This is a genomic window from Pseudomonas entomophila L48 (assembly GCF_000026105.1).
Taxonomy (GTDB): Bacteria; Pseudomonadota; Gammaproteobacteria; order Pseudomonadales; family Pseudomonadaceae; genus Aquipseudomonas; species Aquipseudomonas entomophila.
The window spans coordinates 941,712-954,787 of the sequence record NC_008027.1; the positions used below are offsets into that span (position 1 = coordinate 941,712).

General features: G+C 64.2%; 8 protein-coding genes. 7 read left to right on the plus strand and 1 reads right to left on the minus strand.

Going from position 1 to position 13,076, the window contains the following annotated elements; translation table 11 throughout:
* Positions 1–285 precede the first annotated feature (285 nt).
* From PSEEN_RS04215 to PSEEN_RS04245, 7 genes are all read left to right on the plus strand, one after another.
* A complete protein-coding gene (locus tag PSEEN_RS04215) occupies positions 286–2,172 on the plus strand; it encodes a DUF1302 domain-containing protein (protein WP_011532242.1) in 1,887 nt (628 codons plus the stop codon).
* Positions 2,173–2,198: 26 nt separating this feature from the next.
* Positions 2,199–3,563 (plus strand): DUF1329 domain-containing protein, encoded by a 1,365-nt coding sequence (locus PSEEN_RS04220; RefSeq protein ID WP_011532243.1) that lies wholly within the window; start codon positions 2,199–2,201, stop codon positions 3,561–3,563.
* Positions 3,564–3,829: 266 nt separating this feature from the next.
* Positions 3,830–6,547 carry a winged helix-turn-helix domain-containing protein gene (locus PSEEN_RS04225; RefSeq protein ID WP_011532244.1) on the plus strand — a complete coding sequence of 906 codons (2,718 nt, stop codon included), beginning with the start codon at positions 3,830–3,832 and terminating at the stop codon, positions 6,545–6,547.
* 112 nt (positions 6,548–6,659) lie between these two features.
* Positions 6,660–8,267 carry a tetratricopeptide repeat-containing response regulator gene (locus PSEEN_RS04230; protein ID WP_011532245.1) on the plus strand — a complete coding sequence of 536 codons (1,608 nt, stop codon included), beginning with the start codon at positions 6,660–6,662 and terminating at the stop codon, positions 8,265–8,267.
* On the plus strand, positions 8,264–8,956 hold the full coding sequence (locus tag PSEEN_RS04235; protein ID WP_011532246.1) for a sensor histidine kinase: 693 nt from the start codon (positions 8,264–8,266) through the stop codon (positions 8,954–8,956). The genes PSEEN_RS04230 and PSEEN_RS04235 overlap by 4 nt, the downstream gene beginning before the upstream one ends.
* Positions 8,957–9,346: 390 nt before the next feature.
* Entirely contained in the window at positions 9,347–9,991 is a 645-nt protein-coding gene (locus tag PSEEN_RS04240) for an MBL fold metallo-hydrolase (RefSeq protein WP_011532247.1), read from the plus strand.
* Positions 9,992–10,086: 95 nt separating this feature from the next.
* On the plus strand, positions 10,087–10,806 hold the full coding sequence (locus PSEEN_RS04245; protein WP_011532248.1) for a YiaD family glycine zipper/OmpA-like lipoprotein: 720 nt from the start codon (positions 10,087–10,089) through the stop codon (positions 10,804–10,806).
* A 148-nt stretch (positions 10,807–10,954) separates the two neighbouring features.
* On the opposite strand, the gene pta is transcribed toward PSEEN_RS04245, so the two are convergent.
* A complete protein-coding gene (gene pta, locus PSEEN_RS04250) occupies positions 10,955–13,045 on the minus strand; it encodes a phosphate acetyltransferase (protein WP_011532249.1) in 2,091 nt (696 codons plus the stop codon).
* Between the last annotated feature and the right edge of the window lie 31 nt (positions 13,046–13,076).

Sequence of the window (13,076 nt, forward strand, 5' to 3'; positions counted from 1 at the left end):
AGAGAGGGTGGTGTCTTGTCAAACGGAAAAATTGAGCCATGCTTCACCACTGCCAGCGCACAGGCCGGTCTTTTGGGGCGGGCCAGCAGCAGGGAGCGCAAATCACACTTTAGAGGGATCTAGCACCTGTGGTCGCTGGCTATAGTCGGGCCAGGGGATTTTCAGGAATGGGGGAGGGCGCCGCGCACCGTCGTGGCACCTCGGGCAGGAGCCGGTTTCACCAGGCGCTCGGCCGTTTCTGAAAGGACTCACTGCCATAACAAAAAAGTACATGGAGTAGCGTCGATGACATCTGCAAACCCGTTCTGGCGCCGGGCACGTCTGCCCTTGGCCGTCAGCCTCGCTTCCACGCTTGCAAGTCCTGCTTTCGCGGTCAGCTTCAACATCGGTGAAATCGAAGGCCAGTTCGACTCGTCGCTCTCCATCGGCGCCAGCTGGTCGACAGCCAATCCGAACAAGAACCTCATCGGGGTCAACAACGGCGGCAAGGGGTTGTCGCAGACCTCCGACGACGGCCACCTCAACTTCAAGAAGGGCGAGACCTTCTCGAAAATCTTCAAGGGCATCCACGACCTCGAGCTCAAGTACGGTGACACCGGCGTATTCGTCCGTGGCAAGTACTGGTACGACTTCGAACTGAAGGACGAGCACCGCGAGTTCAAGGACATCAGCGACTCCAACCGCAAGGAGGGCGCCAAGTCCTCAGGTGCGGAGCTGCTCGACGCCTTCGTCTACCACAACTACTCCATCGCCGACCTGCCAGGCTCGGTGCGCCTGGGCAAGCAGGTGGTGAGCTGGGGTGAGAGCACCTTCATCGGTGGCGGCATCAACTCGATCAACCCGATCGACGTGTCCGCCTTCCGCCGACCGGGCGCCGAGGTGAAGGAAGGCCTGATCCCGGTCAACATGTTCTACATCTCCCAGAGCCTCACCGACAACCTGTCGGCAGAGGCCTTCTACCAGCTCGAATGGGACCAGACCGTCGTCGACAACTGCGGTACCTTCTTCTCGCAGCCCGACATCATTGCTGATGGTTGCAACAACAACCTGCGGGTGCTCAACAGCAGCCGCACGGTGCCGGTGGCGGCCCAGCAGTTCCTCGCCACCCGTGGCGTGAACATCAACGAGGAAGGCGTGATGGTCGGCCGCGGCCCGGACCGTGACGCCCGCGACAGCGGCCAGTTCGGCGTCGCCATGCGCTACATGTTCGAACCGCTGGACACCGAGTTCGGTGCCTACTTCATGAACTACCACAGCCGCGCGCCGATCTTCAGCGCCACCGGTGCCGCACCGTCGGTTTACGCCGGCCTGGCCGGCCTGCCGGCCCAGCTGAGGTCGCTGGCACCGCTGATCGTCGCGGGCAACTCGAAGTACTTCGTCGAGTACCCTGAGGACATCCGTCTCTACGGCCTGAGCTTCTCCACGACGCTACCCACCGGCACGGCCTGGAGCGGCGAGCTGAGCTACCGCCCCAACGCCCCAGTGCAGTTGAACACCACCGATATCCTGTTCGCCGGTGTGCGTCCGATCGGTGGCGCGCTGGCCAACGCCTCGCTGCTCAATGGCGTCCCTGGCCAGGACCTGCATGGTTATCGCCGCAAGGAGATCACCCAGTTCCAGACCACCCTGACGCACTTCTTCGACCAGGTGATGGGCGCCAGCCGCATGACCGTCGTCGGAGAGGTGGGCGTTACCCACGTCGGTGGCTTGGAAAGCGCCCACGAAGTCCGCTACGGCCGTGACCCGGTCTACGGCCCTGGCCCGCTGCCCGCCACGGGCGGTGCCGACACCTGCCAGGCACTCAATGCCAGCACCATCGCCGGTGCCGGTGCTGGCGCCTCCACCGCCAACCTCAACCGCAAGTGCGAGAACGACGGTTACACCACCAGCACCTCCTGGGGCTACCGCGCCCGGGTGATCTGGGACTACAACGACGTCTTCGCCGGGGTCAACCTCAAGCCGAACGTGGCCTGGTCCCACGATGTCTCCGGCTACTCGCCGGGCCCTGGCGGCAACTTCGAGGAAGGTCGCAAGGCGATCAGCCTGGGCCTGGACGCCGAATACCAGAACACTTACACGGCCAGCCTGTCGTACACCAACTTCTTCGACGGCAAGTACACCACCGTGGATGACCGCGACTTCGTCGCCCTCAGCTTCGGCGTGAACTTCTAAGAACACTGATCCAGGACGACAACAGAATGAAAATGACCACACGTCTGCTGCAAGCCGGTGTACTGGGCCTGTCCCTGCTGGCGACCAGCGTCATGGCTGCGGTTTCCGCCAGCGAGGCGGCCAAGCTGGGCTCGACCCTCACCCCAATGGGCGCGGAAAAGGCCGGCAATGCCGATGGTTCGATCGGCCCCTGGGAGCCGCTGTCGAAGTCCGCCGGCACGGTCGACAGCAAGGGCTTCCTCTCCGACCCGTTCGGCAGCGAGAAACCGCTGTTCACCATCACCGCGCAGAACGCCGACCAGTACAAGGACAAACTTTCGCCGGGCCAGCTGGCGATGCTCAAGCGTTACCCGGACACCTACAAGATTCCGGTGTACAAGACCCACCGTGGCTCAACCGTGCCGGACGATGTGTTCGCCGCGATCAAGGAAAATGCCACCAAGACCACCCTGGTCGGGGGCGGCAACGGCCTCGAGAACTTCCGCACCGCCATCCCGTTCCCGATTCCGAAGGATGGCGTGGAAGTGATCTGGAACCACATCACCCGCTACCGCGGTGGCAGCGTGACCCGTCTGGTAACGCAGGCCACCCCGCAGCAGAACGGCTCCTACAGCCTGGTCTACTTCAAGGACCAGTTCGTCTTCCGCGACAAGATGAAGGATTACGACCCGAACAACCCGGGCAACATCCTGTTCTACTTCATGCAGGAAGTGACCGCGCCAGCACGCCTGGCCGGTACCGTGCTGCTGGTCCACGAAACCCTCGACCAGGTCAAGGAGCCGCGCAAGGCCTGGATCTACAACGCCGGCCAGCGCCGTGTGCGCCAGGCACCTCAGGTTTCGTACGACGGCCCGGGTACCGCGGCCGACGGCCTGCGCACTTCCGACAACCTGGACATGTACAACGGCGCGCCGGATCGCTACGACTGGAAGCTCGAAGGCAAGAAGGAGATGTACATCGCCTCCAACGCCTACAAGCTCGATGACCCCAAGCTCAAGTATTCGGACATCATCAAGCCCGGCCACATCAACCAGGACCTGGCGCGTTACGAGCTGCGCCGTGTCTGGCACGTGGTCGCCACCCTCAAGCCTGGCCAGCGGCACATCTATGCCAAGCGTGACTTCTACATCGACGAGGACACCTGGCAAGCTGCGGTGATCGACCAGTACGACGGTCGCAACCAGCTGTGGCGCGTCTCCGAGGCCCATGCCCAGCCGTACTACAATGTGCAGGTGCCGTGGTACACCCTCGAGGCTATCTACGACCTGCAATCGGGCCGCTACCTGGCCCTGGGCATGAAGAACGAAGAGAAGAGCGCCTACGACTTCGGCTTCAGTGCCAGCAAGGCCGACTTCCAGCCAGCGGCCCTGCGGCAGTCGGGCGTACGTTGAGCTGATTGTCACCCACTCCGTGTGATCCCCCAGAACGCCCCGGCTTGCCGGGGCGTTTCTGTTGTGGCGTGGGTTGAATCCGGCAGGGATGTTCTACCCTGCATTGATGACGAGGTATCGACCCCGCTGATGTCGATCAGTCTTGTTTCGTTTTGTCGTAGTCTTTTTTGCTCGAAGCGCCCCCATCATCTTCAATTGCGTGGCGTTTGCCGCTAGTCTCGCAAAGATCCGTACCGCCGAAGCCTTACAATCAGAACGAGCCGGCCATGACAGACCTGTCCCGTACGCATGGAGTTGCCAGTCAGGCCTTGGGCCTGCTGGACGGGCGTTTCTTCCGGCCGCCGCTGCCGGAGGCGCATGTACCGAGGGCGCGGCTGTGCCAGCGTTTGCAGGCAGGGCTCATGGGGCGCTTGTTGTTGGTCAACGCACCGGCGGGCTTCGGCAAGAGTTCCCTCGCCATCGAGTTCTGCCAGGATCTGTCTTCTCACTGGCGCAGCCTTTGGCTCGGCCTGAGCCAACGCGACGCTGACCCCGGGCGTTTCCTTGAACGCTTGCTCGAAGGTCTCCAGCAATTCTGTCCAGCATTGGGCGGACAGGCCCTCGGGTTGCTCAAGATGCGTCAGCGCCACCAGCCTTTCGCCTTCGAAGAGTGGCTCGATGGCCTGCTCGACGAGCTGGCGCTCTATCTGCAACCCGACACGCCCTTGCTGCTGGTACTCGACGACTACCATCTCGCCCAGGGGCCGGTGCTCGATCGCTGCCTGCAATTCTTCCTCAATCACCTGCCGCCTGGCCTGGTGCTGCTGGTCACCAGCCGCCAGCGCCCCGATTGGCACCTGGCTCGCCTGCGGCTTTCACGGCAACTGGTCGAGCTCAACGAGCAGGACTTGCGCCTCACGCCGGACGAAGCGCTGGCTGTGATCGGTCGCCAGCCCACCGGTTTGCGTGGCCAGGCCCTCGACAACCTGATCCAGCGCAGCGATGGCTGGGTCGCCGGCCTGCGTTTCTGGCAGTTGGCGGCCAGCGAGTCCGGTGACGATAACGCCTTGCCCCAGGCCCTGCATGGCGGCGAGGGGCTGATCCGTGACTACCTGCTGGAGGAAGTCATCGATATGCTGCCTGCGCCAGTGCAGGCATTCCTCTATGACACCGCTTGCCAGGAACGCTTCTGTTCCGAGCTGTGCGATGCCCTGCGCGAGCGCAATGACAGTTCAGAGGTCTTGCGCTACTTGCAGGCCCACCAGGTGTTCCTGGTGCCGCTCGACGAGCACGGGCGCTGGTTCCGCTATCACCATTTGTTCTCCGATCTGTTGCGTAGCCGTCAGGCGAGCGAGCCGTTGGTGGCGCTGCACCTGCGTGCGTGTCGTTGGTTCGAAGGGCAGGGGCTGCTCGATGAGGCCGTGGAGCAGGCCTTGCGCGCGGGCCATCTGGATGTGGCCGCCGACCTGGTGCAAAGCCTGTCCGAGGAGCAACTGCTTGCTGAACAGAACGTCGGCATGCTGCTGCGCTGGAAAATGGACCTGCCCGACAGCCTGCTCATCAGCACGCCACGGCTGATCGTGCTGTACAGCTGGGCCTTGGGGCTTGCCTGCCAGTTGGACGCCGCCGAAGAGCTTGCGGGCTACCTCAGCCGTTTCCTGCCAGCACCATCGGCCACGGCCCAGAAGTCGATGCTGGCCCAATGGCTGGCGCTCAGTGGCGTCATCGCCCGTGGCCGGGGTGACCGTGAACGTACCCAGGCGTACTGCGGCGAGGCTTTGCAAAGCCTGCCCTGCAAGCGCTACGGCCAGCGCCTGGTTTGCCTGTCCACACTGTCCAACCTGGCTATCGCCGATGGTGACTTCTGGCGTGCGCGGGGGTGGAACCGTGAGGCGCTGGAACTGGCCCAGCGGGTCGGCAACCCCTTGTTCGAAGCCTTGGCCCACTACGATCGGGCTCGGGTGCTGCATGCCCGCGGCGAAGCGCTGAGGGCTCAGGATGAAGTGCGTCAAGGGCTGCTACGGCTACAGGGGTTGTCGGGGCAGCGCCTGTACGCCGTGCGCGCTCGCCTGACACTGTACGAAGGCTACCTGTTGGCCGCGCGCCTCCAGCCTGTCCAGGGGCGCGCTCGCTTGCGTGCGGGCCTCAGCGAGGCACGTAGCTGCCGCGATATCAGCGTGTTGATCGGCCATTGCGTGATCGCCTCGCTCGATGGTCGTGAAGGGCGCTTCGCCGAGGCATTCGCGGAGTTGGCCGAAGCTGAGCGGCTGATGCATATCTGGGACGTGCCACCGATCTTCTACCTGGCCATGATCACCCTGGTGAAATGCGAGCTGTGGCTGGCCCAGGGGCGGACGGACCTGGCCGAATCCTGGTTGCTGCGTCTGGGGCAGACCTATGGCGGCGAGCAACCTGCGGCCGCCCCCGAGTTTCACCCGCTGCTGCCCCTGCACATCGAACTGCAGCAGGCATTGCTGGAGCGCGTGCTGGATCGCCCACGCGAGGCCGAGGCACGTTTGCGCATGCTGGTCGAGCGAGGGCAGGCCAGCGGCGGCATGACACTGGTGGTCAGTGCGTTGTGCCAGTTGATCGGCCTGTTGCTCGCTGAAGGCCGGGAGCCCGAGGCGGGCAGGTTGTTGCCCCAGGCACTCGAGGCGGCTCAAGGTGGCGCGTTGCAGGCATTCCAGCGGTTGCTCGAGGATCACCCCACCTGGTTGCGTGAGCAACTGGCGGGCCAGGCCGTCAGCCCTGCCCAGGCTGAACTGCTGGCGCGTCTCCCTGAGGCGCCGGCGAATGACCTCGGCGCTACCGAGGCGCTCAGTGGTCGTGAGCTGGCTGTGCTGGAACTCATTGCCCAGGGCTGCTCCAACCAGCAAATCAGTGAGCGCCTGTTCATCTCGCTGCACACGGTCAAGACCCACGCCAGCCATATCAACGGCAAGCTGGGTGTCGAGCGCCGCACCCAGGCCGTGGCCAGGGCCAAGTCCCTGGGGCTGCTGGCGTAACCCGCCAGCGTCATTCCAGGGCTCATCTTTCCCGACCCGCTGCCGATACAGGATTCGGCGCCATGCATCGTCGCGCGCCTTCTCCCCATTTCTTCGCATACAGGTCGTGTTGATGCTGCAGTACGGGCAAAAAAGCTTTCTGATCGTCGACGATTTCACCGACTTTCGCACCTCGACCCGCTCCATGCTGCGGGAGCTGGGCGTGCGCGACGTGGATACCGCAGACAGCGGCGAGCAGGCGCTGCGCATGTGCGGGCAAAAGCGCTACGACTTCATCCTCCAGGACTTCCATCTGGGCGATGGCAAGAAGAATGGCCAGCAGGTGCTCGAGGACCTGATCCTCGACAAGCTCATCAGCCATGAGTGCGTGTTCATCATGGTCACGGCCGAGAGCAGCCAGTCCATTGTGCTCAGTGCCATCGAGCACGAACCCGACGCCTACCTGACCAAGCCTTTCAATCGGGTCGGCCTGGCCCAGCGGCTGGAGAAACTCACCCAGCGCAAGACACTGCTCAAACCGATCCTCCAGGCGCTCGACCGTTCTCGCCCGGCCGAAGTGCTCGCGGCTTGTGCGGAGCTGTGCAAGAAGGATCCACGCTTTGCCCCGCTGTGCCTGCGCTATCGCGCCGACGCACTGCGTGACCTGAACCGTTTCGAGGAACTCGAGAAGTTCCTCAAGAGCATCCTCGCCAGCCGCCCACAGCCGTGGGTCTACGCCGCACTGGGCAACCTGCTGCACAAGCGTGGCCAGCATGCACAGGCCCAAGGCGTCTACGAACAGGCGCTCAAAGCCTTCCCGATCATGCCCAACCTGTATGACGGCATGGCGGAGGTGCTGGTCGCCCAGGGTGAAACCCGACGTGCCCAGCACATGCTTGAAGAAGCGGTGCGTCTGTCGCCGCTCGCCGTGCGCCGCCAGGCCGCCTTGGGCAAGCTGGCCCTGGACAACGCCGATTTCGAAAGTGCTTCGAAGGCCTTCCGCCACGCCGTGAACCAAGGGCAGAGCTCGCGCTACAAGGATGCCGAAAGCAACCTGGGCCTGGTCCAGGCCCTCATGAACAAGAACGCCGGTAATGGTCTCGATGCCCGTACCCGCGTCGAAATCAACACCGTGCTCAGCGAAGTGGCCAAGGAGAACGTCGAGGACCAGGGCCTGCAGGTGCGCGCACGCTTGATGAAGGCCGCCAGCCTGCAACAGGCCGGTGACGCGGAAACCGCGGCCAAACTCACCGAGCAGGCCATGCAGCGTCTGGACAAGATGGAGCAGTTCTTCTCGGTCGAAGCGGCGCTGACCGTGGCCAAGCAGTTGCAGCAGCTTGGCCAGGACGCGGCGGGCACCTCGATTCTCAAGGGGTGCGTGGAGACCTACGGTGATGATCCCAAGGTCATGCAGAGCGTGGCCAAGCTCACCGACGACCCCACGGTGCTCGGTGCCGTGACCGAGGCGGTGGATCTGAACCGTCAAGGCGTGCGCAGCTATCAGGGTGGGCAGCTCAACGAGGCGCTGGGCATGTTCCGCAAGGCGCTGTCGTTGCAGCCGAAGAACATCAGTATCGCCTTGAACACCGCCCAGGCGCTGCTGCGCATCGGTGGCGAGACGCCGCCACCCGCCGTCATGCAGGAATGCCGCAACTGCCTGACCAGCGTGGCCGGCATTCCTGCCAGCGACAGCCGCTACGACCGTTACCGAAAATTGCATATCCGGGTGTTCGGCGCATGAACCAGGACAACCAGGGGCTGGATTTCTCCACGGTGATCGCCTCCACCGTGCATGACCTGAAGAACTCCCTCTCGGCACTGACCCATGCCCACAGCCAATGGCTGGCGCGCTTGCCCGAAGAATTGCGCGGCGGCACCGAGCAAGGCGTGGTGGAGCACGAGCTCAGCCACCTGAACGGGATGCTGGTGCAGTTGCTGGGGCTGTACAAGCTGGGCGTCAATCAGCTCCCCATCTGCCCGGATTACCACGAGCTCGACGACTTCATCGAGGCCCAGTTGGCGGCCCAGGAAGAGGTGATCAAGCACCGCGACATCCTCGCCACCTGGCGTATCGAGACCGAAAGCCCGCTGGGGTTCTTCGATCGCGAGCTGGTTGCTTCGGTCGTTGCCAACGTGCTCACCAATGCCATCCGCTATGCCGGTCATGCTTTGTTGATCAGCATCGAGGAGGAGGGCGAGCAACTGGTGATCAGCGTCAACGACGACGGCACCGGTTATCCACAGCGCATGCTCGAGCGCCAGCATGACTATGTGCAGGGTATCGATTCGCAGAGTGGCAGTACCGGGCTGGGGTTGTACTTTGCCGCGCGGATTGCCGCGTTGCATGAGCGCAACGGCGTGCGCGGGCGAATTGAAATCGCCAATGGCGGGACGTTGGGCGGCGGGTTGTTCCGGTTGTACCTGCCTTGAAAGCCTGAGGAGCACGTCGGCCCTGCGTTTTGGCTGCCAGGTGCTTGGCGATGGCCTTGCAGTGCTCTGGAGATCAAGCGCCGCCCGCGCGGCGCATCGCGGATGAATCCGCTCCTACATTCGTTGCAACGTGCCGCACCTGTCAGGCCATGGTTGCCAGCCTTGGCGCTTGGCTTGAGCTTGGCGGGGCGGCGGCCGCGCCAGCCAAAAAAACGCGTCGTACCAACAAGGCGAACAACCATGGCCTATCGGTCATGGCCACGTTGCCACCGATGTAGGAGCGGATTCATCCGCGATGCGCCGCGCGGGCGGCGCTCGATCTCACAGGCACTGCAATGCTTTAATCGAGCAAATCTGTGTAAATAAGCGAAATACCCTCCTGGGCCGAACATGAACTCATTACCTGCCTCCCTCATCCGCGAAACCTTCCCCGTAGGTCCGTTGCAGTGCAACTGCACCCTGATCGGCGACCCCGTCAGCAAGAAAGCCATCGTCGTCGACCCGGGCGGTGACGAGCAGAAGATCCTCGCCCGCCTGCAGCACCACGGCCTGACGCTGGTGAGCATCATCCACACCCACGCCCACTTCGATCATTTCCTCGCCTCCGGCAAGCTCAAGGCGCTGACCGGCGCCACGTTGCACCTGCACAAGGCCGACCAGCCGCTGTGGGACAACCTCGAGATGCAGTGCCAGATGTTCGGCATGCCCTACACCCCCGTACCGTCGCCGGACCGCTGGCTGAGCGACGACGAGGAGTTAGCCTGCGGTTGCGGCGTGGCGCTGCACACCCCCGGGCACACACCGGGCTCGATGAGCTTCTGGTTCGCCGAGCACAAGCTGCTGATCGCCGGCGACACCCTGTTCCGCCGGGGCGTGGGCCGTACCGATTTGTGGGGTGGCGATCAGCGGGCTATCGTTCGTTCCATCAAGGAACGCCTGTACCGCCTGGATGAAGAGGCCATCGTGGTGACCGGCCATGGCCCGGACACCCGCCTCGGCGACGAGATGCGCGAGAACCCGTTCGTGCGCGCCTGAGGTTTCATGGAATTTTTCCGCTGCGCTGCAATCCAAGGCTGGCACAGATCCGTGAGTGATCCGCCGCACTTTTGAATTTCAGTAGGAGCTTGTCCATGTTCACCATGCGTCGTCTGATTATCGTCGCTACCGCCGCTGCCCTGATGTCCGGTTGTGCCAGCCCCAACCCATATGACAACCAGGGCCAGTCGCAGGAATCCACAGGGATGAGCAAGACCGCCAAGTACGGTGGGCTGGGCGCGCTGGCCGGCGCCATCGCCGGTGCCGCCATCGACCACAACAACCGTGGCAAGGGCGCGCTGATCGGCGCCGCCGCGGTGGGCGCCGCCGCCGCCGGCTATGGCTACTACGCCGACAAGCAGGAAGCCGAGCTGCGCGCGAAGATGGCCAACACCGGCGTCGAGGTGCAGCGCCAGGGTGACCAGATCAAGCTGATCATGCCGGGCAACATCACCTTCGCCACCGACTCGGCGAACATCTCCCCGAGCTTCTACTCGCCGCTGAACAACCTCGCCAATTCGTTCAAGCAGTTCAACCAGAACACCATCGAGGTGGTCGGCTTCACCGACAGCACCGGCAGCCGCCAGCACAACATGGACCTGTCGCAGCGCCGCGCCCAGGCCGTCAGCACTTATCTGACCTCGCAGGGCGTGGATGCGTCGCGGGTGACTGTTCGCGGCATGGGCCCGGACCAGCCGATTGCCAGCAACGCCGACGCCAATGGCCGCGCGCAGAACCGTCGGGTCGAGGTCAACCTGAAGCCGATTCCAGGCCAGCAGTATGACCAGCAGGGTACCGTTCAGCAGTATCCCTAAGTCGCCAAGACGCTGAGTCGGTGGGGCCGCTACGCAGCCCATCGCGGGTAAACCCACTCCTACAGGTACAGCGCAAGCCTTGAGGTTTGTACTGTACCTGTAGGAGCGGGTTTACCCGCGATGGGGCGCGTAGCGGCCCCATCTGCATTCAGCGCACGGTGCTGGCCTGAATCGCCGTCAACGCGATGGTATGCACGATATCGTCCACCTGGGCCCCGCGCGGCAGGTCGTTGACCGGCTTGCGCAGCCCCTGCAGCATCGGCCCAAGGCTGACGCAATCGGCGCTGCGCTGTACCGCCTTGTGGGTGGTATTGCCGGTGTTCAGGTCGGGGAACACGAACACCGTGGCGCGCCCGGCCACCGGGCTCGACGGCGCCAGCTGGCGGGCGATCTCGGGGTTGGCGGCGGCGTCGTACTGCAGCGGCCCGTCGATCAGCAGGTCATGCTCGGCCTGCTGGGCCAGGCGCGTGGCTTCGCGCACTTTTTCCACTTCTTCGTCACTGGCCGCTGAATCGCTGGAGTAGCTGAGCATCGCCACCCGTGGCGCGATGCCGAACGACTCGGCCGACTCGGCGCTCTGCCGGGCGATTTCGGCCAGTTCCGCGGCGCTGGGGTGCGGGTTCATCACGCAGTCGCCATACACCAGCACCTGGTCGGGGAACAGCATGAAAAACACCGATGAGACCAGGCTTGAGCCCGGCGCGGTCTTGATCAGTTGCAGGGCCGGGCGAATGGTGTTGGCGGTGGAGTGCACCAGGCCCGAGACCAGGCCATCGACTTCGCCCAGGGCGAGCATCATGGTGGCGATCACCACCGGATCCTCGAGTTGCTGTTCGGCCATTGGCGCGTTGAGGTTCTTGCTCTTGCGCAACTCGACCATGGGCTCGACATAACGGCCGCGAATCAGTTCCGGGTCCAGCACCTCCAGGTCGGGCGGCAGGGTGATGCCCTGGGCGCGGGCGACGGCTTCCACCGCCTCCGGCTTGGCCAGCAGCACGCAGCGGGCTATGCCGCGGGCCTGGCACAGCGCGGCGGCCTGGACCAGCAACGGCTCGGCGCCCTCGGGCAGGACGATGCGCTTGTTGGCCTGTTGGGCACGCTGGATCAACTGGTAACGGAACACCGCTGGCGACAGGCGCAGCTCACGCGGCGTGCCGCAGCGCTGATGCAGCCAGTCGGCGTCCAGGTGGCTGGCGACGAAGTCGGTGATGAATTCGGCGCGCTCACGGTCATCCACCGGGATCTCGCGGTTCAGCGAATTGAGCTGGTTGGCGGTGTCGTAGGAGCCGGTGCTCACGGAGAGAATCGGCAAGCCGGCCTGTAAGGCGCCGCGGCACAGGCCGAGGATGCGCGGGTCGGGCTTGCTGTCGCTGGTCAGCAGCAGGCCGGCCAGGGGCACGCCGTTGATCGCCGCCAGGCTCACCGCGAGGATGATGTCGTCGCGATCGCCCGGGGTCACCACCAGCGTGCCGGAGGTCAGCAGCGGTACCGTGTTGGCCACGGTACGGGCGCAGATGATGATCTTGTTCATGCGCCGCTGCTCATAGTCACCGGCATTGAGCACCTGGGCACCGAGCAACTCGGCGACATCGCGGGTGCGCGGGGCGTTGAGGTCGGCCTGGTAGGGGATGCAACCCAGCAGGCGGAAATCGTTGCCGCGCAGCAGCGGTGAATGCTCGCGCAGGCGGGTGGCGAAGTCGGCCATGCTTTCGTCGGTACGCACCTTGTTGAGGATCACCCCCAGCACCTTCGGGTCGCGCGGGCCGCCGAACAGTTGGGCCTGCAGCTCGACCCGGCCGGACAGCTCGCTCAGCACCTCGTTTTCCGGCGCTGATACCAGGATCACCTCGGCATCCAGGCTCTTGGCCAGGTGCAGGTTGACCCGTGCCGCGTAGCTGGCGTGCCGGGTCGGCACCATGCCTTCCACCACCACCACGTCTTTGCCGACGCAGGCTTGCTGGTAGAGGCGAATGATTTCTTCGAGCAGTTCGTCCAGTTGCCCGTCGCCGAGCATGCGCTCGACATGGGCCAGGCTCAGCGGGGTGGGCGGCTTGATGCCATGGGTGCGGGCGACCAGTTCGCTGGAGCGCTCCGGGCCGGTATCGCCGGGATGCGGCTGGGCGATCGGCTTGAAGAAGCCGACCTTGAGCCCGGCGCGTTCCAGGGTGCGGACCAGGCCCAGGCTGATGGAGGTCAGGCCGACACCAAAGTCGGTCGGCGCGATGAAAAATGTCTGCATGCGTGCTTCTCGAAATAAGCGGTGCAAGGAA